At 50.7% G+C, this 21,945-nt stretch carries 20 protein-coding genes and 1 pseudogene; 15 read left to right on the top strand and 6 right to left on the bottom strand.

What is annotated here, in order from left to right:
* Positions 1-15: 15 nt before the first annotated feature.
* Together clpA and clpS are read right to left on the bottom strand one after the other, a co-directional pair.
* Positions 16-2,274: an ATP-dependent Clp protease ATP-binding subunit ClpA gene (gene clpA / locus OCU43_RS10695; RefSeq protein WP_091359139.1), complete on the bottom strand. Its 2,259-nt coding sequence runs from the start codon at positions 2,272-2,274 to the stop codon at positions 16-18.
* A gap of 13 nt (positions 2,275-2,287) precedes the next feature.
* Positions 2,288-2,644, bottom strand: a complete 357-nt coding sequence (gene clpS, locus OCU43_RS10690) for an ATP-dependent Clp protease adapter ClpS (protein ID WP_091359217.1) — start codon at positions 2,642-2,644, stop codon at positions 2,288-2,290.
* 242 nt (positions 2,645-2,886) lie between these two features.
* On the opposite strand from clpS, the gene OCU43_RS10685 reads away from it, so the two are divergent.
* Complete coding sequence (locus OCU43_RS10685; protein ID WP_091359142.1) at positions 2,887-3,117, top strand: cold shock domain-containing protein; 231 nt, start codon at positions 2,887-2,889, stop codon at positions 3,115-3,117.
* A 181-nt stretch (positions 3,118-3,298) separates the two neighbouring features.
* Here the strand turns inward: OCU43_RS10685 and icd are convergent, their stop codons facing one another.
* Positions 3,299-4,552 (bottom strand): NADP-dependent isocitrate dehydrogenase, encoded by a 1,254-nt coding sequence (gene icd, locus OCU43_RS10680; protein ID WP_091359144.1) that lies wholly within the window; start codon positions 4,550-4,552, stop codon positions 3,299-3,301.
* A gap of 130 nt (positions 4,553-4,682) precedes the next feature.
* Between icd and OCU43_RS10675 the strand changes: the two genes are divergently transcribed.
* Entirely contained in the window at positions 4,683-5,363 is a 681-nt protein-coding gene (locus tag OCU43_RS10675; RefSeq protein WP_091359147.1) for a pseudouridine synthase, read from the top strand.
* A 30-nt stretch (positions 5,364-5,393) separates the two neighbouring features.
* On the opposite strand, the gene moaE is transcribed toward OCU43_RS10675, so the two are convergent.
* Positions 5,394-5,849, bottom strand: coding sequence for a molybdopterin synthase catalytic subunit MoaE (gene moaE / locus OCU43_RS10670; RefSeq protein ID WP_091359219.1), 456 nt, complete (start codon positions 5,847-5,849; stop codon positions 5,394-5,396).
* A gap of 153 nt (positions 5,850-6,002) precedes the next feature.
* Between moaE and OCU43_RS10665 the strand changes: the two genes are divergently transcribed.
* The 5 genes from OCU43_RS10665 (at position 6,003) to OCU43_RS10645 (ending at position 10,773) form a co-directional block, all read left to right on the top strand.
* Complete coding sequence (locus tag OCU43_RS10665; RefSeq protein ID WP_091359148.1) at positions 6,003-6,461, top strand: NUDIX hydrolase; 459 nt, start codon at positions 6,003-6,005, stop codon at positions 6,459-6,461.
* 70 nt (positions 6,462-6,531) lie between these two features.
* Positions 6,532-7,674, top strand: coding sequence for a tRNA 2-thiouridine(34) synthase MnmA (gene mnmA, locus OCU43_RS10660; RefSeq protein ID WP_091359150.1), 1,143 nt, complete (start codon positions 6,532-6,534; stop codon positions 7,672-7,674).
* Positions 7,675-7,691: 17 nt separating this feature from the next.
* Positions 7,692-8,363 carry a high frequency lysogenization protein HflD gene (gene hflD / locus OCU43_RS10655; protein WP_091359152.1) on the top strand — a complete coding sequence of 224 codons (672 nt, stop codon included), beginning with the start codon at positions 7,692-7,694 and terminating at the stop codon, positions 8,361-8,363.
* A 126-nt stretch (positions 8,364-8,489) separates the two neighbouring features.
* Positions 8,490-9,854 carry an adenylosuccinate lyase gene (purB, locus tag OCU43_RS10650; protein WP_091359155.1) on the top strand — a complete coding sequence of 455 codons (1,365 nt, stop codon included), beginning with the start codon at positions 8,490-8,492 and terminating at the stop codon, positions 9,852-9,854.
* Between the two features lie 79 nt (positions 9,855-9,933).
* Positions 9,934-10,773, top strand: a complete 840-nt coding sequence (locus tag OCU43_RS10645) for an alpha/beta fold hydrolase (protein WP_091359158.1) — start codon at positions 9,934-9,936, stop codon at positions 10,771-10,773.
* A gap of 8 nt (positions 10,774-10,781) precedes the next feature.
* On the opposite strand, the gene OCU43_RS10640 is transcribed toward OCU43_RS10645, so the two are convergent.
* Positions 10,782-12,005: an MBL fold metallo-hydrolase gene (locus OCU43_RS10640; protein WP_091359160.1), complete on the bottom strand. Its 1,224-nt coding sequence runs from the start codon at positions 12,003-12,005 to the stop codon at positions 10,782-10,784.
* A 256-nt stretch (positions 12,006-12,261) separates the two neighbouring features.
* Here OCU43_RS10640 and trmJ point away from each other — a divergent pair, with 256 nt between their 5' ends.
* From trmJ to OCU43_RS10605, 8 genes and pseudogenes are all read left to right on the top strand, one after another.
* Positions 12,262-13,026 carry a tRNA (cytosine(32)/uridine(32)-2'-O)-methyltransferase TrmJ gene (gene trmJ, locus OCU43_RS10635; RefSeq protein ID WP_091359163.1) on the top strand — a complete coding sequence of 255 codons (765 nt, stop codon included), beginning with the start codon at positions 12,262-12,264 and terminating at the stop codon, positions 13,024-13,026.
* Positions 13,023-14,180 (top strand): ribosomal protein uL16 3-hydroxylase, encoded by a 1,158-nt coding sequence (locus OCU43_RS10630; protein WP_091359165.1) that lies wholly within the window; start codon positions 13,023-13,025, stop codon positions 14,178-14,180. Before trmJ ends, OCU43_RS10630 begins: the two co-directional genes overlap by 4 nt.
* A gap of 555 nt (positions 14,181-14,735) precedes the next feature.
* Positions 14,736-16,331, top strand: coding sequence for an isocitrate lyase (locus OCU43_RS10625; protein ID WP_261833002.1), 1,596 nt, complete (start codon positions 14,736-14,738; stop codon positions 16,329-16,331).
* Between the two features lie 250 nt (positions 16,332-16,581).
* The gene (locus tag OCU43_RS10620; RefSeq protein WP_091358577.1) at positions 16,582-17,196 is read left to right on the top strand and encodes an OmpW/AlkL family protein; all 615 of its coding nucleotides are present in this window, start codon (positions 16,582-16,584) and stop codon (positions 17,194-17,196) included.
* A 344-nt stretch (positions 17,197-17,540) separates the two neighbouring features.
* A pseudogene (locus OCU43_RS22295) lies at positions 17,541-18,227 on the top strand (methyl-accepting chemotaxis protein); the annotation flags it as partial.
* 24 nt (positions 18,228-18,251) lie between these two features.
* Entirely contained in the window at positions 18,252-18,629 is a 378-nt protein-coding gene (locus OCU43_RS22290) for a CZB domain-containing protein (RefSeq protein ID WP_376787867.1), read from the top strand.
* Between the two features lie 262 nt (positions 18,630-18,891).
* Complete coding sequence (locus OCU43_RS10610) at positions 18,892-19,206, top strand: cupin domain-containing protein (protein WP_091358573.1); 315 nt, start codon at positions 18,892-18,894, stop codon at positions 19,204-19,206.
* A gap of 79 nt (positions 19,207-19,285) precedes the next feature.
* A complete protein-coding gene (locus tag OCU43_RS10605) occupies positions 19,286-20,125 on the top strand; it encodes an enoyl-CoA hydratase-related protein (RefSeq protein WP_091358570.1) in 840 nt (279 codons plus the stop codon).
* 24 nt (positions 20,126-20,149) lie between these two features.
* On the opposite strand, the gene OCU43_RS10600 is transcribed toward OCU43_RS10605, so the two are convergent.
* Positions 20,150-21,919, bottom strand: coding sequence for an ABC transporter transmembrane domain-containing protein (locus OCU43_RS10600; RefSeq protein WP_091358568.1), 1,770 nt, complete (start codon positions 21,917-21,919; stop codon positions 20,150-20,152).
* Between the last annotated feature and the right edge of the window lie 26 nt (positions 21,920-21,945).

The raw sequence follows: 21,945 nt of genomic DNA, 5'->3' as shown, positions 1-21,945 counted from the left end.
CGGTGGCTGGCGGTATTAAACCGCCACCCCCGCATGTATCTCAATATCGTTATCCGCATTAACGGTGATATCCACTTCACCCCCTTCATCTGCCAGCTCGCCAAAGAGAATCATCTCAGCCAGCGGTTTTTTCAGCTTTTCCTGAATCAGGCGTTTCATCGGCCGTGCCCCCATCGTGGCATCATAGCCTTTCTCAGCAAACCACTGCCGGGCAGCATCATCGATATGAAGCACCACATTTTTGTCATCCAGCTGGGCCTGCAGCTCGGTCAGGAACTTATCGACAACCCCCGTGATAACCTGCGGAGAGAGTGACTTAAACTGAATGATACCGTCCAGACGGTTGCGGAATTCAGGGGTGAACAGTTTTTTAATCGCTTCCATCCCATCCGTTGTATGGTCCTGCTGACTAAAGCCGATAGATGCACGTGTCATCTGTTCAATACCAGCATTAGTCGTCATCACCAGGATGACGTTACGGAAGTCCGCCTTGCGGCCATTATTATCCGTCAGGGTACCGTTATCCATCACCTGCAACAGCAGATTGAAGACTTCCGGATGTGCCTTCTCAATCTCATCCAGCAGCAACACGGCATGGGGTGACTTCGAGACCGCCTCTGTTAGCAATCCGCCCTGATCATAACCCACATACCCGGGAGGCGCACCAATCAGACGCGAGACAGTATGCCTTTCCATATATTCAGACATATCAAAACGGATCAGCTCAATTCCCATAATACGGGCCAGCTGTGTGGTCACCTCGGTTTTACCCACCCCGGTCGGACCAGCAAAGAGGAATGAGCCCACTGGCTTATTCGGCTCATTCAGCCCGGCACGGGAGAGCTTTATGGCAGCAGACAGCGTGTCGATCGCCTGATCCTGCCCCAGAACCACCATCTTAAGGTTGCTATCCAGCTTTTTAAGCTGCTCTTTATCAGACACAGAAACACTTTTAGCTGGAATCCGGGCAATTTTAGCCACCACAATCTCAACTTCGGCAACATCAATAATCGCACTGCGTTTTTCTGCCGGCATCAGTTGCTGATAGGCCCCCGCTTCATCGATCACGTCGATCGCCTTATCGGGCATATGCTTATCATTGATATAACGGTCAGCCATTTCGGAAGCTGCCCGCAGCGCCTCATCGGTATACTTCACATCATGATGGGCTTCAAAACGGCTTTTAAGCCCCTGAAGAATACGATATGTATCCTCCACCGAAGGCTCCAGAACATCCACCTTCTGGAAGCGCCTCGCCAGCGCCCTGTCCTTCTCAAAAATTCCACGGAACTCCTGAAAGGTCGTTGAGCCGATACAGCGCAACTGCCCTGAGCTCAACAGCGGTTTGAGCAGATTGGACGCATCCATTGAGCCACCAGAGGCTGCGCCCGCACCTATAATGGTATGAATCTCGTCGATAAACAGGATCGCATGGTCCTGATCTTTTATCTCATTGAGAAGGCCTTTCAGTCGTTTTTCGAAATCCCCCCGGTATTTGGTCCCTGCCAGAAGCGCACCCAGATCCAGCGAATACACCACGCTCTTAGCGATAACATCCGGCACCTGAGCCTCAACAATCAGCTTGGCCAGTCCTTCTGCGATAGCCGTTTTACCCACACCCGCTTCACCCACCAGCAGAGGGTTATTTTTACGGCGACGGGAAAGAATCTGCACCACCCGCTCAATCTCATCATCACGACCCACCAGTGGATCGATTCTGCCAGATAATGCCTGCTCATTCAGATTGACAGAGAAGTTCGCCAGCGGGCTTTTCTCTTTATCGGTCGCATTATCGCCTTCCAGCAGACCCTCGTCGCTGGGACGACTGTCGTCCTCCTCGACACGGGAGATCCCGTGAGAGATATAATTAACCACGTCGATACGCTCAATGCCCTGCTGGTTGAGCACATAAACCGCCTGACTCTCCTGCTCACTGAAGATGGCTACCAGTACGTTGGCACCATTCACTTCAGCCTTGCCGGAAGACTGCACATGGAATACCGCCCGCTGCAATACCCGCTGGAATCCGAGGGTGGGCTGGGTCTCTACATCGGGAATATTCTCGGGTAGCAGAGGAGTCGTGTCTTCGATGAAGGTGCTCAATAAATTTCGCATCTTCTCAAGATCAACTGCACAGGCGTCCAGAACTGCACGGGCCTCGGAATTATCCAGCAGAGCCAATAGCAGGTGCTCTACTGTCATAAATTCATGACGCTTAGCGCGCGCACTTTTAAAGGCAACGCTCAGCGTATCTTCAAGCTCTTTATTTAACATACCTAACGCTCCGTTACGCTTTCTCTACTTCGCACAAAAGAGGATGTTTGTTCTCTCTGGCGCACTGATTAACCTGTGCTGCTTTAGTATCAGCTATATCGCGGGTAAAAACACCACATACCCCCTTTCCTTTAGTATGGACCGCCAGCATCACTTGTGTAGCTTTTTCCTGATTCATTGCAAAAAAACCCATCAGAATCTGTACTACGAAATCCATTGGAGTATAGTCATCATTTAGCAATACCACCCGGTACATCGAGGGTCTCTTCAGTTCAGGCTTGGCCTCTTCAGTGACTACACCGGTATTATTATGGTCACTAAATTCGTCTGCATCACCTGAAAGTTTAATCTCGCAAAGCTCTTGACGCATATCATATCTCAAAAAAATTAACAGTTTTTCATGCACCATTATGGGCACCCCTTGATATCTGGGGCCTCCAGCCCAATGATATAATTCAAGGGCAGGAGTTAAGAATATGTGCAGTATCAGTTGTCCCTGCATGATGACAAGGAACAATCTCACTCATATTGCTTTATTGTAGCAAGAGAGTTTGTTGTGGTGACAGGCCCAAAGACAATTGGGCCTGGTAATTTGGAAATTGGGGGGCACCAATGCACACAGGGAAAGTAAAATGGTTCAATAACGCCAAAGGTTTCGGTTTTATTGTTTCACCGGACTTTGAAGAGGATCTGTTCGCACACTACTCAGTTATACAGAGCGAAGGATATAAAAGCCTCAGAGCGGGACAGAGCGTTCAATTCGAAACAGCTCCAGGGCCAAAGGGAACACATGCTATCAATATCAGACTATTAGCTTTATCAGAAACAGAGGAGATCGATTAACGCCAGATCGTACCTCCCTCAGTACCGGCGGTGCTTTATTCCCCATACAGTATAGAAAAGGCAGTTAGTTAACTGCCTTTTCTGCAGTTCAGTTACCCGAAATGCGACACCCCTAACTGATTATCGTCAACCTGAACTACTCTGCCTCAGAAAAACAGCACTTATATATGCTCTGAATGCTTCACATATGGTGGATAATGGCCTCTCCAAACGCTGAGCTACTAAGCAGTGTCGCACCCTCCATCAAACGCTCAAAATCGTAGGTCACTGTTTTCGCGGTAATTGCGCCATCCATCCCTTTTATAATCAGATCCGCCGCTTCAAGCCAGCCCATATGGCGCAGCATCATCTCAGCAGAGAGAATGATAGAACCGGGATTTACCATATTCTTACCCGCATACTTTGGCGCTGTGCCATGAGTCGCTTCAAAAATCGCCACTTTATCCGACAGGTTAGCCCCCGGTGCAATACCGATCCCTCCCACTTCTGCTGCCAGGGCATCAGAGATATAGTCACCATTCAGATTCAGGGTAGCCACCACATCATACTCAGCCGGACGCAGCAGAATCTGTTGCAACATCGCATCGGCAATCACATCTTTAACAACAATCTGTTTACCATTATTCGGGTTGGTTATGCTCATCCAGGGGCCGCCATCAAGTGGCCGAGCGCCAAACTCATCTCTGGCAATCTCATAGCCCCAGTCTTTAAAGGCCCCCTCGGTAAACTTCATGATATTACCTTTGTGTACCAGGGTCATCGAGCTGCGATCATTATCGATTGTATATTGCAGCGCCCGCCTTACCAGTCGCTTTGTACCCTCTTCTGAGACCGGCTTAATACCGATACCACACATGGTGTCAAAGCGGATTTTGGTCACCCCCATCTCCTCCTTGAGGAAGCGGATCACCTTGTCGGCTTGGGGGCTTCCTGCCTGCCACTCAACGCCGGCATAGATATCTTCAGAGTTTTCCCGATAGATCACCATATCCACATCTCCGGGATTGATAACCGGACTGGGCACCCCTTTAAACCAGCGCACCGGACGCTGACAAACATACAGATCCAGCTCCTGTCGCAAAGCAACATTGAGTGAGCGTATACCACCACCGACCGGTGTGGTCAGCGGCCCCTTGATCCCCACGGCAAACTCTTTAAATGCATCCAGCGTCTCTTGCGGCAACCAGGTATCCTGATCATAGATGCTGGTCGCTTTCTCTCCGGCATATACTTCCATCCAGGCGATTTTACGCTGCCCGCCGTAAGCTTTGCTCACGGCGGCATCAACAACCTCAAGCATCACCGGGGAGACATCGATACCGATGCCATCACCCTCGATATAGGGAATGATCGGATGGTCGGGTACATTCAGCGAGTTATTGTCATTCACTGTGATCTTACTGCCCTGTGGAACCGTGATCTTTGAATAAGCCATCGTTCACCCTCCTTTTTCCTGTCCTGTGGTTTCGCAGTTTTTTGTGCTGACGATGATCAACTTGCAGAAACAGTATAGACGCTGATAACCTGCTTGCCCGTCCAATCCAATTGCTGCACCGGAAAGCTCTATGTCCCGTATACTTCTGTTTAACAAGCCTTTTCAGGTGCTGACACAATTTACCGATAGCGAAGGCCGTCCCACGTTAGCTGATTATATTCAGCACAAAGGGGTGTATGCGGCCGGACGGCTGGATTACGACTCGGAAGGATTGCTGATCCTGACGGATGATGGCCAGCTACAACATAAACTGGCCGACCCCAAGTTTAAGCTTGAGAAGACCTATTGGGCACAGGTTGAAGGGGATATAGATGACAACGCATTAAAACAGTTGCGCCAGGGCGTGAAGCTTAAAGATGGAGTAACACGCCCCGCCGCTGCCAAAAAAATTGCAGCCCCCGACGTCTGGCCGCGCAACCCTCCCATCAGACAACGCCAGCATCAGCCTACCAGTTGGATTGAGTTGAAAATAACAGAGGGAAAAAACCGCCAGGTGAGACGGATGACCGCTGCGGTGGGTTTTCCTACACTCAGACTGATCCGCGCAGCGATAGGCAACTGGGGCCTGGAGGGACTGCAGCCCGGTGAGCTTCGTATTGAAGAGGTTTACATCCCTGTTGCGGCACCAAAACCATCTGCCAGGCGGCATGATAACCGCGGCACTGCCAGAACATCTTCCTCAGGTAGATCTGCAGCCACGAAATCCAGAGCCCCCAGACCTGGCCGTAAAGCCAAAAACAGGCCACGTTAGTCTTCTTCTGCACGGTTTCTGCGCGGGGTATTACCATTTCTCAGCGGCATCGAGATCACTCTGCTTAGCCTCAACCCAGTGCTCGCCTTCAACGGTGATCTCTTTCTTCCAGAACGGTGCATCACGCTTGAGATAATCCATAATAAACTGAGCGGCTTCAAACGCCGCCCGCCGGTGAGCGCTACCGACCCCCACAAAGACAATATTCTCATTCAGTTCCAGACGACCAATGCGGTGAACCACGACCACATTCCCCAGCGGCCAGCGACTGCGGGCCTGAGCAATAATATCTTTAAGCGCTTTTTCAGTCATTCCGGGGTAATGCTCAAGGTACATCGCTTGTAACCCCGGGCCATTGGGAAGCTGCCTCACAATACCGGTAAAGGTGACAACGGCACCATTACTGGCATCTTCTGATCTGACCTGATCAGCCAGCTCAGCTAAAGAGAAATCATCTGTCTGAACCGAAACAAAATCTTTGAACAATGGGGACTCCAAAATACAGCCAAAAGTGATCAAAAATGGTAAGGTTGGCCGCCTGTACACACTGCAGTGAAAAATGGTCTGCAGGTGATCGAAACAAAATCGAAACAACGGGGCTTCACAAAGTTTTATGCCCCCTAATATACGGGATGAAGAATGCGTTGGACACCCCACGTGACCGTGGCAACCATTATTGAGCAGGACAATAAGTTTCTCTGCGTGGAAGAGCAGTCATTATCACTGCAGCAACTGGTTATCAATCAGCCTGCCGGCCACGTCGAGGCAAATGAGACCTTCATCGAAGCGGCGATCCGTGAAACACAGGAAGAGACCGGCTGGAGCGTCACCCCAACCGCACTGATAGGTATCTATGTCTACACGGCACCCGCCAACGGGATTACTTACCACCGCTACTGCTTCGCCGCACAGGCAGATAGTCACGATCCTGACCAGCCACTGGATACCGGCATTGAACGGGCTATCTGGCTGAGTCGTGAAGAGCTGGAGATGCACAAAGAAAGATTGCGCAGCCCCATGGTCACCCGCTGCATCGATGATTACCTTGCGGGCAACCGTTTTCCGCTGTCGGTCATTGTTGAAGCAAATCAGCAGTGAAGCATTGAATTACGTGACTCCGGTCGCATATTAACCAGAACATACAGTTTTAAGGTCGCATATACTCCCTATGTCAGAAGCAGCTAACAACCCCCCTGCAACACATGATCCTGCAGCTATAAAAGTCATCGTCGGCATGTCCGGTGGTGTGGACTCATCGGTCTCCGCGCTGTTACTGCAACAGCAGGGATATCAGGTTGAAGGCCTGTTTATGAAAAACTGGGATGAGGATGATGGTACTGAATACTGCACAGCGATGGACGATCTGGCGGATGCTCAGGCGGTCAGCGATAAGCTGGGTATCAGATTACATACCGCTAACTTTGCTGCTGAGTACTGGGATAATGTATTTGAGCACTTTCTCGAAGAGTATAAAGCAGGCCGCACTCCAAACCCGGATATTCTCTGCAATCGTGAGATTAAGTTTAAGGCTTTTCTTGAGTATGCAAAGATGCTGGGCGCTGACATGATAGCCACCGGGCACTATGTGCGCAGGGGTGAGATTGATGGTAAAGCGGCACTGCTTAAAGGCCTGGATAACAACAAGGATCAGAGCTACTTCCTGCATCAGGTCGGCTCTGAAGAGCTGGCACAAACCCTGTTTCCGGTAGGCGAGCTGGAAAAACCCGAAGTGCGCCGTCTGGCCGAACAGCACGATCTTATTACCCACAACAAGAAAGACAGCACCGGTATCTGCTTTATCGGTGAGCGCCGTTTCACCGACTTCCTTAAGCAATACCTGCCCGCGCAGCCCGGCAATATCGAAACACCGGAAGGAGATGTCATCGGCCAGCATCAGGGGCTGATGTATCACACCATTGGTCAACGACAGGGACTGGGTATTGGCGGTTTAAAAGATTATCCGGAAGAACCCTGGTTTGTGGCGGAAAAAGATCTGCAACGTAATGTCCTGATAGCGGTCCAGGGGCAGCAGCATGAGTTGCTGTTCAGTAACTGGCTGACCGCCAGTGAGATTTTCTGGATCAGCGGCGACACCCCCACCCTGCCTTTTCGCTGTCGCGCCAAGGTAAGATACCGTCAGTCTGATCAGGCCTGCACTGTCTTCGCTGAGGGTGACGGCTTTCGCATTGAGTTTGACGAGCCCCAGCGCGCAGTTACCCCGGGGCAGTCAGTTGTGATATACCATAACGACATCTGTCTTGGCGGTGGCGTTATTGAAACCACCGGGAAAACAGATTCCACAGCAGCATAGGGAGATCGATCGATAATATGTCCAGAGCAGAAGATCAACAGGCAATCGCCCTGGCCGGACTGTTTCAGGCAGCCAGTCTGGTGGAACAGATTGCAACCCGGGGAATGGTGTCGCAGAACAGCTTTGAAACATCGCTGGCCAGCATCTTTGTCACCAACCCGCAGACCACCGAAGAGATCTTTGGTGGTGTTCATGATCTTCCGATCAATCTTAGTCAGGGATTTCGCGGACTTCAGGAACTGCTGGACAAGAGTCGTGCCGACCAGAATCAGGATATCATCCGTTATGGCCTGAGCCTCATCCATCTTGAGAGAAAGCTGAATAAGCGGCCGGATCTGCTGAAGGTGATTGGTGAGCGTATCGACAAGATCGCTCAGCAAGCCAGCTATTTTGCCGAGGCCGGCACCAGCCTCAAGGACAATCCTGCGGCCTATACTCATCCCAGCGTCGTGGCAAACCTGGCCAGTCTCTATCAGGATACCCTCAGTACATTCAGCTTTCGCATACAGGTCACCGGCGAACCCCGCCATCTGCAGAATGCAGAAAATGCGGCCAAAATACGGGCGCTTCTGTTAGCAGGCATCCGTTCCGCCATGCTATGGCGACAGGTAGGCGGTAAACGCTGGCACCTGTTATTTTTTAAATCCCGACTGCGTCCATCAGTGCGGCAGATCAGCGGACGGGACTGATATTCAACCCCGACACTTAAGCAATTTTATTCGGCGATAAATAAATACCCATCGGATTTTCCCTGAGGGGCTATTTTAGCTATAATTCGCCCTCAAAAATTTAACCCAGTCAGGTATCTACTCGATATGGATCTTTCTTCTCTTTCAGCGATCTCTCCAGTTGATGGTCGTTACGGCAGCAAAACTGCTGATCTTCGCCCGGTTTTCAGTGAGTTCGGTCTGATACGCGCCCGTGTAACCGTTGAAGTTCGCTGGTTGCAGAAACTGGCCGCTCACCCTCAAATTACTGAAGTGCCAGCACTAAGCGATGCAGCCAATGCAGTTCTGAACGCTCTGGTTGATAATTTCGGCGAAACTGAAGCTAACCGGGTAAAAGAGATTGAGCGCACCACCAACCATGATGTGAAAGCGGTTGAATACCTGATTAAAGAACATATTGCCGATAATGCCGAACTGGCTGCTGTCAGTGAGTTTGTTCACTTTGCCTGCACCTCTGAGGATATCAACAATCTGTCCCACGCGCTGATGCTGAAACAGGGTCAGGAAGTGATGCTACCGATCATGCAGCAGGTAACGGATGAGATCGCACAGCTGGGCCGCAACTATGCCGCTCAGCCCATGCTGTCCCGTACCCATGGACAGACCGCTTCGCCAACCACTGTCGGTAAAGAACTGGCGAACGTCGCTTACCGTCTGCAACGGCAGATCAATCAGATCAAAAAGGTTGAGCTGCTGGGCAAGATTAACGGTGCTGTAGGCAACTACAACGCTCATCTGTCAGCTTACGCCGATATTGACTGGGCAAAGAATGCGCAGGAGTTTGTCGAGAGCCTGGGGCTGACATTCAACCCCTATACCACCCAGATCGAGCCCCACGACTATATCGCTGAACTGTTTGATGCGGTCTGCCGCTTCAATACCATCATTATCGACTTTGACCGTGATATCTGGGGTTATATCTCTCTGGGTTACTTCAAGCAGAAAACCATTGCTGGCGAAGTGGGCTCCTCCACTATGCCGCACAAGGTTAACCCGATCGATTTTGAAAACTCCGAAGGTAATCTTGGAATCGCCAACGCCGTAATGCAACACCTGGCGGCCAAACTGCCGGTATCGCGCTGGCAGCGTGACCTGACCGATTCGACAGTTCTGCGGAATATGGGCGTTGGTTTTGGCTACAGCCTGATTGCGTACCAGTCCAGCCTTAAAGGTATCAGCAAGCTGGAACTGAACCCGGCCCGCCTGGATGCCGATCTGGAGAACAGCTGGGAAGTCCTGGCCGAGCCGATTCAGACGGTGATGCGCCGTTACGGGATTGAAGAACCCTATGAAAAACTCAAAGCCCTGACCCGTGGTCAGGAGATGAACAAAGAGACCATTATGGCATTTGTTGATACCCTGGAGATGCCTGATGCAGCGAAGGAGGAGCTTAAACAGCTCACACCACACAGCTACATCGGCAACGCTGTCGAGCAGGCTAAAGCGATCTGAAGATCGCTGATAGTATAAAAGCAGAGCCCCGGCTCTGCTTTTTTATTGCTTTAACTTAATTCCGCAAGCATTTGAAATAATGGAAATAATTACTGCTTCCGATGGAGCAAAGATTCACTATTTGCGACTGGGCAAAGGTAACCCGGTTATCTTTCTTCACGGCTGGAGTGCCAGTGCAAAAGACTGGCTACCCTTCGCCTCCGCACTGGCAGATGAACATGATGTGATCTGCTGGGATGCCCGGGGCCACGGCGGCCATCAGCAAAGCCCTGACATCAGCAACCATGTCAGCGATATGGCTAACGACCTCCAGACCCTGATTGAACACCACGATCTGGAAAAGGTATTACTGGTCGGCCACTCCATGGGGGCACTGACCTTGTGGCAATATATCCGCGATTTTGGTTGTCAGCGTTTAGCCGGGATCTGCATTATCGATCAGTCTCCCAGACTTATCACCGACGAACAGTGGAAAAACGGTATTTATGGCAATTTTGATCAGGCCGCCAATAAGCAGTTTATTGGCAGACTGCGTGATAACTTTGCTGAAGGATTGCTGCAACTGGTCGCCAATGGTTATAACCGTAAATCATTTGAGAACTACCGTCGCAACTCGCGGGGCTTTCAGCAGATGAGGGAGCACCTGCAAACCCTGGAGAGTGAACCTCTGATACAGTGCTGGGAAAGCCTTACCGCTGCAGATTACAGAGATATGCTGCCATCCATAACTATCCCCGCACTGCTGATATATGGTGATGAGAGTCAGTTCTATGGTCAATCGGTGGCTGAGTATGTACGGGATAATATTACCGCCTCAGAGCTGCATATCTACGAAAAATCAGATCACTCACCTCAGCTATTCCACCGCGAGCGGTTTATCTGGGATCTGCAAAAATTTGCCCGGACACTAAACCATTAATCATCTCACTAACGCTGCTGAGACTGGGACTGGGAAAAAACCAGCACCCCCTCGGCATCTGGCAAACACTGGAGACGCTTCTCTGCCTGCAGGTAGTTCAGATTAGCCAGGCATTCCCCTCCCGCCAGCAACAGGTCGAACAGTGTCAGCTTACGCTGATAGATCAGCTCCGCCAGCTGCATGACTGTTACCGGCTCAGAGCAGGCCCGCTCAACATTCTGCAGGGTCTCCATATGCTCCTCAATCAGCTCGTCAAGCCTCTGTCTGAGGCCATAAAATGGGCGTTCATGGGCCGGCAGTATCAGAGTGTCAGCCGGTAGCGCTTTCAGCCGCTCCAGTGATTCGATCCAGGCCCGCATCGGATTAGCATCAGGTTTCCCCGCCCTGACACTGACATTAGAGCTTATCCGGGGTAACACCTGATCGCCAGAGATCAGTACGCCCAATGCCTCTGAGTACAAACAGGCATGGGCCTCTGAATGCCCCTCTGAGACAATCACCCGCCACTCAGCGGTACCGATCTGAATACTCATACCCTCTTTTAGCTCACGGATAGTGTCCGGCAACGGATGAACCAGTGATGAGATACCGCTAAAGATCCCCATAATCCCGGTGATCTGTTGCTGATCCATGCCCAGGCTGTGCAGGAAACAACGAGCCTGATCCGTAAAGGTATCGCCACTCTCGCTCTCTAACTGGAAATACTCTTCAGCAGTCGCCTGCTCACCCGCCGTGATCCAGAGCGGAGCAGCGGTATACTGACACAACCAGCCCGCCGCGCCGATATGATCAACGTGAGCATGAGTCAGGATAACTTTTTTTATCGGCCGCCCCTGCAAATAACTGGCTATGACGGTCTGCCACACAGCGCGGGTGTCGGTGTTTCCCAGACCGCAGTCCACCACAACCCAGCCATCGGTATCATCGATCAGATAGAGATTGATATGATCCAGCTCGAAAGGCAGCGGCATCCGTAGCCACAATACGCCAGGGGCCACCTCAAGCAACTCACCGGGCTCCGGCACAGCGTATTTGGCGGTAACTATTGAATTCACGATAACCCCCTCAAGAACCAGGATTGAGTCGAACGCCAGAGCGATCCACTGGCCGTTCAGATTAGCATGTTTAACCCGGACAGCGGTGGCATCAGATTTACCTATACAGTCAATATATTGATCTTTGCGGCCAGAGACCGGTTTATACCTCTCTGGCGATTCTTTTCCCCGTGACACTCACTGACCTCGGATCGCAACGGAATCATTCTGGATTGTCGACTCAAAACTCATTAAACTTACGCCATTCTGAACACCATAAACCAGCCACGACAGACCACCATACACTCAGAAAAACCTCTCGTTTCTGGCAAACCGGAACGCAATGTATGCGACCTTTCGCAGATCATCAGCGCCCAGTAACCCTGATCTGAAACAATAACTTCCAGGCCGTAACTGACTATGATAGCCGCCTGAACTGACTAACGATGACACTATGCTAGACAATATCCGTATCGTACTGATCAATACCTTTCACCCCGGTAATATCGGAGCCGCCGCCCGGGCGATGAAAAATATGGGCTTAAGTCAGCTCTACCTGGTAGAACCCAGGGTGTTTCCGGATGAGGAAGCCGATGCCCGCGCGGCAGGCGCCAAAGACCTCCTTGATAGTGCAGTGGTGGTCAGCACTCTGGATGAGGCGATAGCTGATTGCCAGTTGGTGATCGGTACCAGCGCCCGCAACCGCACCTTTGATCTGCCCATTTTTGATGCTCATGACTGTGCCCGCAAGGTGGTCGGTGAAGCAGAGCATGGTAAGGTTGCCATCATCTTTGGTCGTGAAACGATGGGATTGCACAACGCTGAACTGCAACGGTGCAACTACCATGTCTATATCCCGGCCAATCCTGAATACCCAGTACTTAACGTGTCTGCCGCTATTCAGCTGGTGTGTTACGAGATCTGGCAGGCCCATAGCAAGCAGGACTTTATCAAACGCGATGAGCCCTACCCCCTGACCCGGGATATGGAACGGTTCTACGTACACCTGGAGAGTGCGCTGCGCAAAACCCACTTCATCATCCCTCAGCATGAGGGCAAGGTGATGGATAAACTGCGTCGCTATTTTAACCGTTCCCGGCCGGAACGCACCGAATTAAACATGTTGCGTGGCATTCTGACATCGATAGACGAAACCACCTCTCAGTTAGCTGACAAGCAAGAGACTATACAATCCCAGGATAAAGGATCTGATCAATGAGTGATTCACCTTTCGGCGACATCTCAATCGAAGAGTTTCTGCGTGATTACTGGCAGAAGAAGCCGCTACTGGTTCGCAACGCTTTTCCTGACTTTGAAGCCCCTGTAGGAGCAGATGAGCTGGCGGGCCTGTCCCTTGAGGAGGATGTTGAGTCAAGGCTGGTTGTCCAGAGCCCGGATGGCAGTGACTGGCAGATACAACATGGGCCTTTTGATGACGACACCTTTAGCAATCTTCCCGATTCCCACTGGACACTCCTGGTGCAGGCGGTGGATCACTGGGTGCCGGAGGCCAGCGAGATCGTCGAACAGTTCCGCTTTATTCCTAACTGGCGCTACGATGACCTGATGGTTAGCTTCGCCAGTCAGGGGGGCGGCGTGGGTCCCCATTACGATAACTATGATGTATTTCTGATCCAGACCCAGGGTAAGCGCCGCTGGGAGGTTGGCGGTTTCTTTGATCAGAACTCCCCCCGTCGCCCCGATACGCCGGTCATGATCATGACCGAGTGGGAGCCAGAGTATAACTGGGTACTTGAACCGGGAGATATGCTTTATATTCCACCACAGGTTGGCCACAACGGCATAGGCGAGTCCGATGATTGCATGACCTACTCGGTGGGTTTCAGAGCGCCTTCACACGCTGAGATTATGCGCAGCTTTACCGATTTTATCGGTGAAAAGCTGACCTCAGAATCCCGCTATACCGATCCTGATCTGGCCCTGCAGGATAATCCTGGCGAAATCCGCCCCGAGGCCCTGCAAAAAGTGCGTGAGATCTTTACCTCCTACCTTGAAGATGATGCCCGGCTGGGCGAGTGGTTGGGGAAATTCGTCACTGATCCGAAATATCCTGAACTGGATCAGCGTCCGGAACAGCCCGCCACCGTGGACGAGATTCGTGAAGCCCTCAAGGAGGGTGATCTCTGCTTTATCCGTAATGAGGGTAGTCGCTTCTCCTACAGTGCCGGTGAGGGTGATGAGATTCAGCTCTATGCTGATGGAAGCTGTTTTAAAGTCTCGGGAAGCTGCGGCACTTTAGCCACCAGTCTTTGCCAGTCCCCTCTGATTGTGATCAATCAGGGAGAATGGAGTGAACAGCAGCTGCAGTTACTTGCTGATCTGTATAACCAGGGATCGCTGTATACAGAATAACCTCATAGGGTTATAGGTTTCACTCTCTGGCTCCCCCGGAGCAGTCATCCGCCATTTACCAAAAAAGGTCAGATACTCTGGCCTTTTTCTGTTTTAGTTAACTGATATTTATCATCTTTTTCTGATCTGCCGCGCTTTCAGTGTTTTATGAATGTTGTAGTCAAAGGCTGCCTATATTAATTAGCTATATAATTAGTATGTTTTTATAACTAAAAATTTGTGTAAATGTATGGTTTATCCCCCCCACCGAAAGTCGCTAGACTTTAGACTATAAGGCGCTGATCACTGATGTCTTCTGACTTTGCTGCAATGCAACACAGGATCCCCTATGTAATTAAATTACAAACTTGTCTAAACAACTTTTGTAGTACAGTTACAGCTTTGCTGCCCTGCACAAAAAAGCTTTGACCCACCCGCTCAAACTCCGCATCATGGGCTCTCCGTGAGGCGTCTGCCACTTCGACAATTTGCTGACGCAAGAAGTAAACCGTTCCCTGATCAGAATCTATAAAGCATAAACACTGATTCAGAGAGCTACCAATATAAGGATTTACCATGTCTAGTCTGAATAAAGATATCGAAACAGTTGCCGCGCTGAAAGAGACCTACGGTTCTGCCTGGAACGCGATCAACCCTGAATACGCTGCCCGTATGCGTGCACAGAACAAATTCAAAACCGGTCTGGATATCGCTAAATACACCGCCGCTATCATGCGTAAAGACATGGAGCGTTACGATAATGACTCTTCTCAGTACACTCAGTCTCTGGGCTGCTGGCATGGCTTTATCGGTCAGCAAAAACTGATCTCTATTAAGAAGCACTTCAACAGCACTGACCGTAAATACCTCTACCTGTCTGGCTGGATGGTTGCTGCACTGCGCTCTGAGTTTGGCCCCCTGCCAGACCAGTCTATGCACGAGAAAACCTCTGTTGCATCCCTGATTGAAGAGCTGTACACCTTCCTGCGTCAGGCTGATGCCCGCGAACTGGGCGGCCTGTTCCGTGAAGTCGATGCTGCCCGTAAGGCCGGCGACAGCGCTGCTGAAGCAGCCGCTCAGGAAAAAATCGATAACCATATCACTCACGTAGTGCCTATCATCGCCGATATCGATGCCGGTTTCGGTAACGCTGAAGCAACCTACCTGATGGCTAAGCAGATGATCGAAGCCGGCGCCTGCTGTATCCAGATTGAAAACCAGGTGTCCGATGAGAAGCAGTGCGGCCACCAGGACGGTAAAGTAACCGTTCCCCATGAAGACTTCCTGGCGAAGATCCGCGCCGTACGCTACGCCTTCCTTGAGCTGGGTGTGGATGATGGTGTTATCGTGGCCCGTACCGACTCTCTGGGTGCTGGCCTGACCAAGCAGATCGCTGTGACTAACAAACCGGGCGACCTGGGTGACCAGTACAACAGCTTCCTGGATTGCGAAGAGGTCTCCCCTGCCGACATGAAGAACGGCGATGTGGTACTGAACCGTGATGGCAAGCTGCTGCGTCCTAAGCGTCTGCCATCTAACCTGTTCCAGTTCCGTGCCGGCACCGGTGAAGACCGTTGCGTACTGGACTGCATCACATCACTGCAGAACGGTGCTGACCTGCTGTGGATCGAGACTGAGAAACCTCACGTCGGTCAGATCGGTGGCATGGTTAACCGCATCCGTGAAGTGATCCCGAATGCCAAGCTGGTATACAACAACAGCCCATCGTTCAACTGGACCCTGAACTTCCGTCAGCAGGTATTTGATGCCTGGGCTGAAGAGGGTAAGGATCTGTCTGCTTACAACCGTGATAACCTGATGTCAGTTGAGTACGATGAATCTGAACTGTCTGCAGAAGCCGATCGTCGTATCCAGAGCTTCCAGGCGGATGCGGCTCGCGAAGCCGGTATCTTCCACCACCTGATCACCCTGCCGACTTACCACACCGCTGCGCTGTCTACCGACAACCTGGCGAAAGAGTACTTCGGTGAGCAGGGCATGCTGGGCTACGTCGCTGGCGTACAGCGCAAAGAGATCCGTCAGGGTATCGCCTGCGTTAAGCACCAGAACATGGCCGGTTCCGATATGGGCGATGATCACAAAGAATACTTCGCCGGTGAAGCCGCACTGAAAGCCGCGGGTGAAGACAACACCATGAACCAGTTCGGTTAATATCTGACCTGACAAGGTGATAAAAAAAGGGACGCTTCGGCGTCCTTTTTTAGTTCATCTTACATACCCACACCTGCCTGTTTTGCTACCCAATACCCACTCACATACTATGGTTAATTGATCTGGCGCAACAGTCTTATTTAATAACTCTCTCAGACGAATAAAACTGTCTTAAATCAATACTTCCCCAATCTAATAAGCGTTAAATGGGTTCACTTTTTGAAAGACGTTTAACAAAAGGATGGTCTTAATGAACAGAAAAGCTCTTTCCGCATTAGTATTGGGTGTATCACTGGCTGCCACAGCTAACTGTATGGCACACGAAGCAGGCGATATGATCTTACGGGTAGGTGCGGCGAACGTTGACCCACAGACATCGAATAACACCCTCGTCCCAGGTTTAGATGTCGACGCCAATACCCAGCTTGGTATTACCGGCACCTATATGCTGACCGATAACCTTGGTCTGGAACTGCTGGCGGCGACCCCTTTCAAACACGACATTACCCTTAATGGAGCTAAGGTCGGTGATACTGAACATCTGCCACCGACCCTGTCCCTGCAATACTATCCGATGGATAGCAGCTCTGCGTTTCAGCCCTATGTAGGTCTGGGCATTAACTACACCGCATTCTTCTCAGAAAGCACAACAGGTGCCCTCGCCGGGACTAAACTGCAGCTGGATAGTTCATGGGGACTGGCGGGTCAGATAGGTGTCGATTATTCACTTAATGATCAGTGGCTTCTGAATGCCGCAGTCTGGAAGATGGATATCAATACCGATGTAAAAGTCGATGGCACCAATCTGGGCGAACTTGAAATCGACCCAATGGTGTATATGGTTTCTGTCGGCTACAAGTTCTGATTAAAGCTGATCAGATCGAATGCTGGGACGGCCCCCGCCTCCCAGCATCATCCAGATACGCTGAATAACAGCACCTCAATATTATCCCTCTATATATTTCCCCCGATTGATATCATTAAAAACGCTCAACTCCAGATAATGAATACTGGTTATAAGTAATTATAAAGAGCGTTATCCACTGACTTATCAATTAGTTATATAAGGGAGATTTACTTTGACCCGGTTTTAATAAAATGTAAAAATCCCCTACTGTTTATACCAGATAAGCAATAGCCTGGATGTAACGGGTCTGGCGGCTTGGGTGGTGTTTTACTCATTTATCTTTTCCAGGAGCATTAATCCCTATGTTTGTTAGAGCTCGGATACTGACTGAAACACGTCAGGAAGTTATCAGGTGTGAGCAGAAAAACAAGAAGCTTGAGCAGGAACTGAATACAGCACAGGAACGCATCGCTCTACTGGAATCACAATTAAGAGAAGCCACAGGCGAAAAAGATAACGATATCGGGGTAATGAGGGGCGCGATTCAGGGCTTTTCAAAACTCAACAATATTCGCGAACGAATCGCATCAATGGCGACTCACCTGCTTTCTGAACGGAATAAGATACTGGACTCTGCAACGATCTATGATCAATCCTCTTCCAATATGAAAAAACTGGTGGCGGGTCTCAGTGATGTTAATGGTGAAGTCAGTACCATACATGAGCAAGTCTCGACACTTCGTAATGTTGCTGAAGAGATCACCCAGTTTGTCGGCAGTATCAAGAATATTTCTGAACAAACAAACCTTCTGGCGCTGAATGCAGCCATTGAGGCAGCCAGAGCGGGCGAACAGGGTCGCGGTTTTGCGGTCGTCGCCGATGAAGTCCGTAATCTGGCAAAACGAGCCAGCGAAGCCAGTGGAGAGATTGAAAAGCTGGTTGCACAGATAGATCATAGCACACAGGAAACAGGCAGCAGTATCTCTGAGACGCTCAATAACTGCGGCTCAATGCTGGGCAATGCAACTGAAACCAATGCATCCCTGGAACGGCTCATCAATCACTCTGTTTCAATGCATGAAACCATTACCGATGAAGCGATGGCCAGCTTCCTTGAGACGGTAAAAATGGATCATATGGTCTGGAAACAAGACATATACAACCACTGGCTTAACAAAGAATCCGGAGATGGCCAGGTCGCAGACCACAATCAGTGCCGTTTGGGCAGATGGTATTATGAAGGTGACGGTGCTCAGACATACAAAACAATGCCAAGCTTTGCCTCACTGGAAACCCCTCATGCAGATGTACATAAAGGTGGATTGTTAGCACTTGAACGTATCGCAGAGAATGATCTGAAAGGATCACTGGAAGGCATCCGGTTGATGGAACGTGCCAGCGATGAAACATTCACAATACTGGATAGGCTGGGCGCTGAAATCGGTAAGTAACCGATAGCCCAAGCCCTGATAGGTATAAAACTGATAGGTATAAAACTGGTAGGTATAAAACTGGTAGGTATAAAACTGGTAGGTATAAAAAAGGGTGAAGATATTCACCCTTTTGTTCAACAGGCCGATCACCTGCGTCCTCGTACTGACATTATCTCCCTCCCCGGCAAAAAATAGCCACCCAAAGCGGGTCATGTCTCTTACAATGGATAATCGGCCAAACTAAACTAATCTTCAGCTAACGTATAGCTGAGACAGTCCAATGCAGAACCTGCTTACTAATATACGGGCACAGCTTCCCGGTGAGTTATTTACAACGCTGTTAGAAAATAACCATCTGAAGATTGAGCGTATCGTGTCCCGGGGGCACCACTCCCCCGAAAACTATTGGTATGATCAGGATCAGCATGAGTGGATTCTGCTGATTCAGGGCACCGCCCAGATCGGTTATCCCGATAGTCAGTCAAGGACGCTCCATTGCGGTGATTACCTCCATATCCCCGCGCACAGACGGCATCGTGTTGAATGGACATCACCCGATGAAGACACCATATGGCTGGCGATCCATTACGGGTGATTCTGGAAAATAGCCCGTTACGACTTCCTATGACACGCTAAAAACATCCTAAAAAACTAACAAATACAAAGGAATGCCCATGACAGGCAATGTAAAACTTCCATCTCTGATCGATAGTAAATTAGTACTGTCTAACCGTATTGCAACGCTAACATTCATGCGCCACGATGTCCGTAACGCCCTCACCGGCACAGGACTGATTGGCGACATTATCCAGGTGGCAGAATGGGTTAACCGCACCCCTGAAGTGTCAGTGCTGATACTGACCGGCGACGGCAGCGCGTTCTCAGCCGGCGGCAATATCAAAGAGATGAGTGAGCGGGATGGCATCCATAAACACGGAGCTTTTGGTGGCGATGTCTATACGGTTCAGGAAAAATACCGCCAGGGTATTCAGCGCATTCCTCTGGCCATGAGCCATATCGATATCCCGGTGATCGCAGCAATTAATGGGCCGGCCATTGGGGCTGGCTTTGACCTGACCTGTATGTGCGATCTGCGCATTGCATCAACTCAGGTATTGCTGGGTGAAACCTTCGTCAACCTCGGCATCATCCCCGGTGATGGTGGTGCCTGGTTTCTACAACGACTCATCGGCTATCAAAAAGCGGCAGAACTGACACTGACGGGTAGAATGATCGGCGCTGACGAGGCGAAACAGCTAGGCATCCTGTTAGAGGTAGTAGAGCCAGAACAGCTGATGGATAAGGCGATGGAACTGGCAACCAGAATAGCGGACAAACCACCACAGGCTCTCAGAATGACAAAACGGTTGCTGAAAACCGCCCAGAAAATGGAACTGCCCGAGTTTCTGGAACATTGCGCTCTGATGCAGGGGATCTGCCACAACACCGAAGACCACCTGGAAGCGGTCAACGCCTTTGTTGAAAAACGACCGCCACATTATCACGGCAGATAAGCAAACGCTGTTATAGCAAAATGTCTACTCTACTGACGCCCGCTCTCTGGCGTCAGCTTTAAACTGCAATTCTGCCAGACGTGAATACAGCTCTGAGCTTTGCAACAGCTCCTCATGGCGTCCCATAGCAACAACACTCCCCTGGTCCATCACCACAATCTGATCTGCATGCAGAATCGTCGACAACCGGTGAGCAATAATAATCGTTGTTCTGCCCTGCATCAGAGTATCCAGTGCCAGTTGAACTTTATGTTCACTCTCGGTATCCAGCGCGCTGGTCGCTTCATCCAGCAGCAGTATCCTTCGATCATTGAGGATCGCCCGGGCAATAGCGATCCGCTGTTTCTGGCCACCCGAGAGACGTACCCCCTGCTCTCCCAGATCGCTGTAATACCCTTGCGGAAGTCGTTCAATAAACTCATGGGCATAGGCGGCTTTCGCTGCCGCAATCACCTCTTCGGTACTGGCATCATTACGCCCATAGCGGATATTTTCAATCACATTGGCGGTGAACAGTGCCGGTTGCTGCGAAACCAGCGCAATCTGTTGTCTGAGCTCCCGGGGGTCAAGATCCCGCAGATCGGCTGTATCAAAAAAGATCTGACCACGCTGAGGGTCATAGAAGCGTAACAAGAGCTCAAATACAGTGGACTTACCAGCTCCGGATGGCCCCACCAGAGCAGTGATAGTGCCTTCGGAGAAGGTTAGCGAAAAGTCTGCCAAAGCGGCCTGATCCGGACGGGATGGGTAATTAAAACTTACATCGTTAAGCCGCAACTCAGCCCGCAGATTAGTGGTATCTGTGGCAGCCTCCTTATCAGGAGCCTGTATCTCGCTCTGGGCATCAAGCAGCTCCATCAACCGTTCAGTGGCGCCGACGGCCCGTTGAAGCTCACCATAAACCTCCGACATGGTGCCAACCCCCATGGCAACGATCAGCGCATAAAACACAAAAGCGCCCAGCTCACCGGCTGTCATGGCACCGGTGATCACATCATAACCGCCCACCCAGAGCATCCCGGAGAGCGCCCCGAAGACCAGCAGGATAACCATCGCCATCAATGACGCCCGTTGACGAATACGTTTCTGTGCGATGCTGAAAGCACTGTCTACCTCAAGGCCAAATGCGCGACTCTCATGCAGCTCCTGCGTATAACTCTGCACCGTCTTAATCTGCTGAATCGCCTCACCGGCATAACTGCCAACATCGGCAATACTATCCTGGCTTTTACGCGCCAGTGCCCGCACCCTGCGACCGAAGATCAGAATCGGCAACAGGATCAGCGGCACACCGGCAACGATAATCAAAGACAACTTGATATTGGTAACAAACAACATGATCAGCGCACCGGACGTCGTTACCAGACTCCGCAGGGCCATCGAGAAAGAGCTACCAATGATCGATTGTAACAGTGTGGTATCGGTGGTTAGACGGGACATAATCTCGCCACTTCGGTTAGTTTCAAAGAAACTGGGGTGCAGACCAATGACATTATCGAAGACCGCCTGACGAATATCGGCGGTCACACGCTCGCCAAGCCAGGAGACCAGATAGAAACGGACAAAGGTACCAATGGCCATTAGCACCGCCATCACAATCAGCACCAGAATCGCCTGATTCAGCTGCGTGACAGAGCCCGCGACAAAGCCCTTATCGATCACCAGTCGCACACCCTGGCCGATAGCCAGAGTTATACCTGCGGTGAATAACAGCGCGATCATCGCGCCGATCCAGTAGCGGCGGTATGGCAGCATAAAGCGCAATAACTGCGTCAGCGTCGATAATTTATTCATTCGTGCGAAACCCGAATAGAAAAACG

Source organism: Amphritea atlantica, assembly GCF_024347255.1.
In the GTDB taxonomy this organism is placed as follows: domain Bacteria; phylum Pseudomonadota; class Gammaproteobacteria; order Pseudomonadales; family Balneatricaceae; genus Amphritea; species Amphritea atlantica.
Note: the sequence above shows the minus strand (reverse complement) of the source record. Positions and strands in the feature narration are given on the sequence as shown.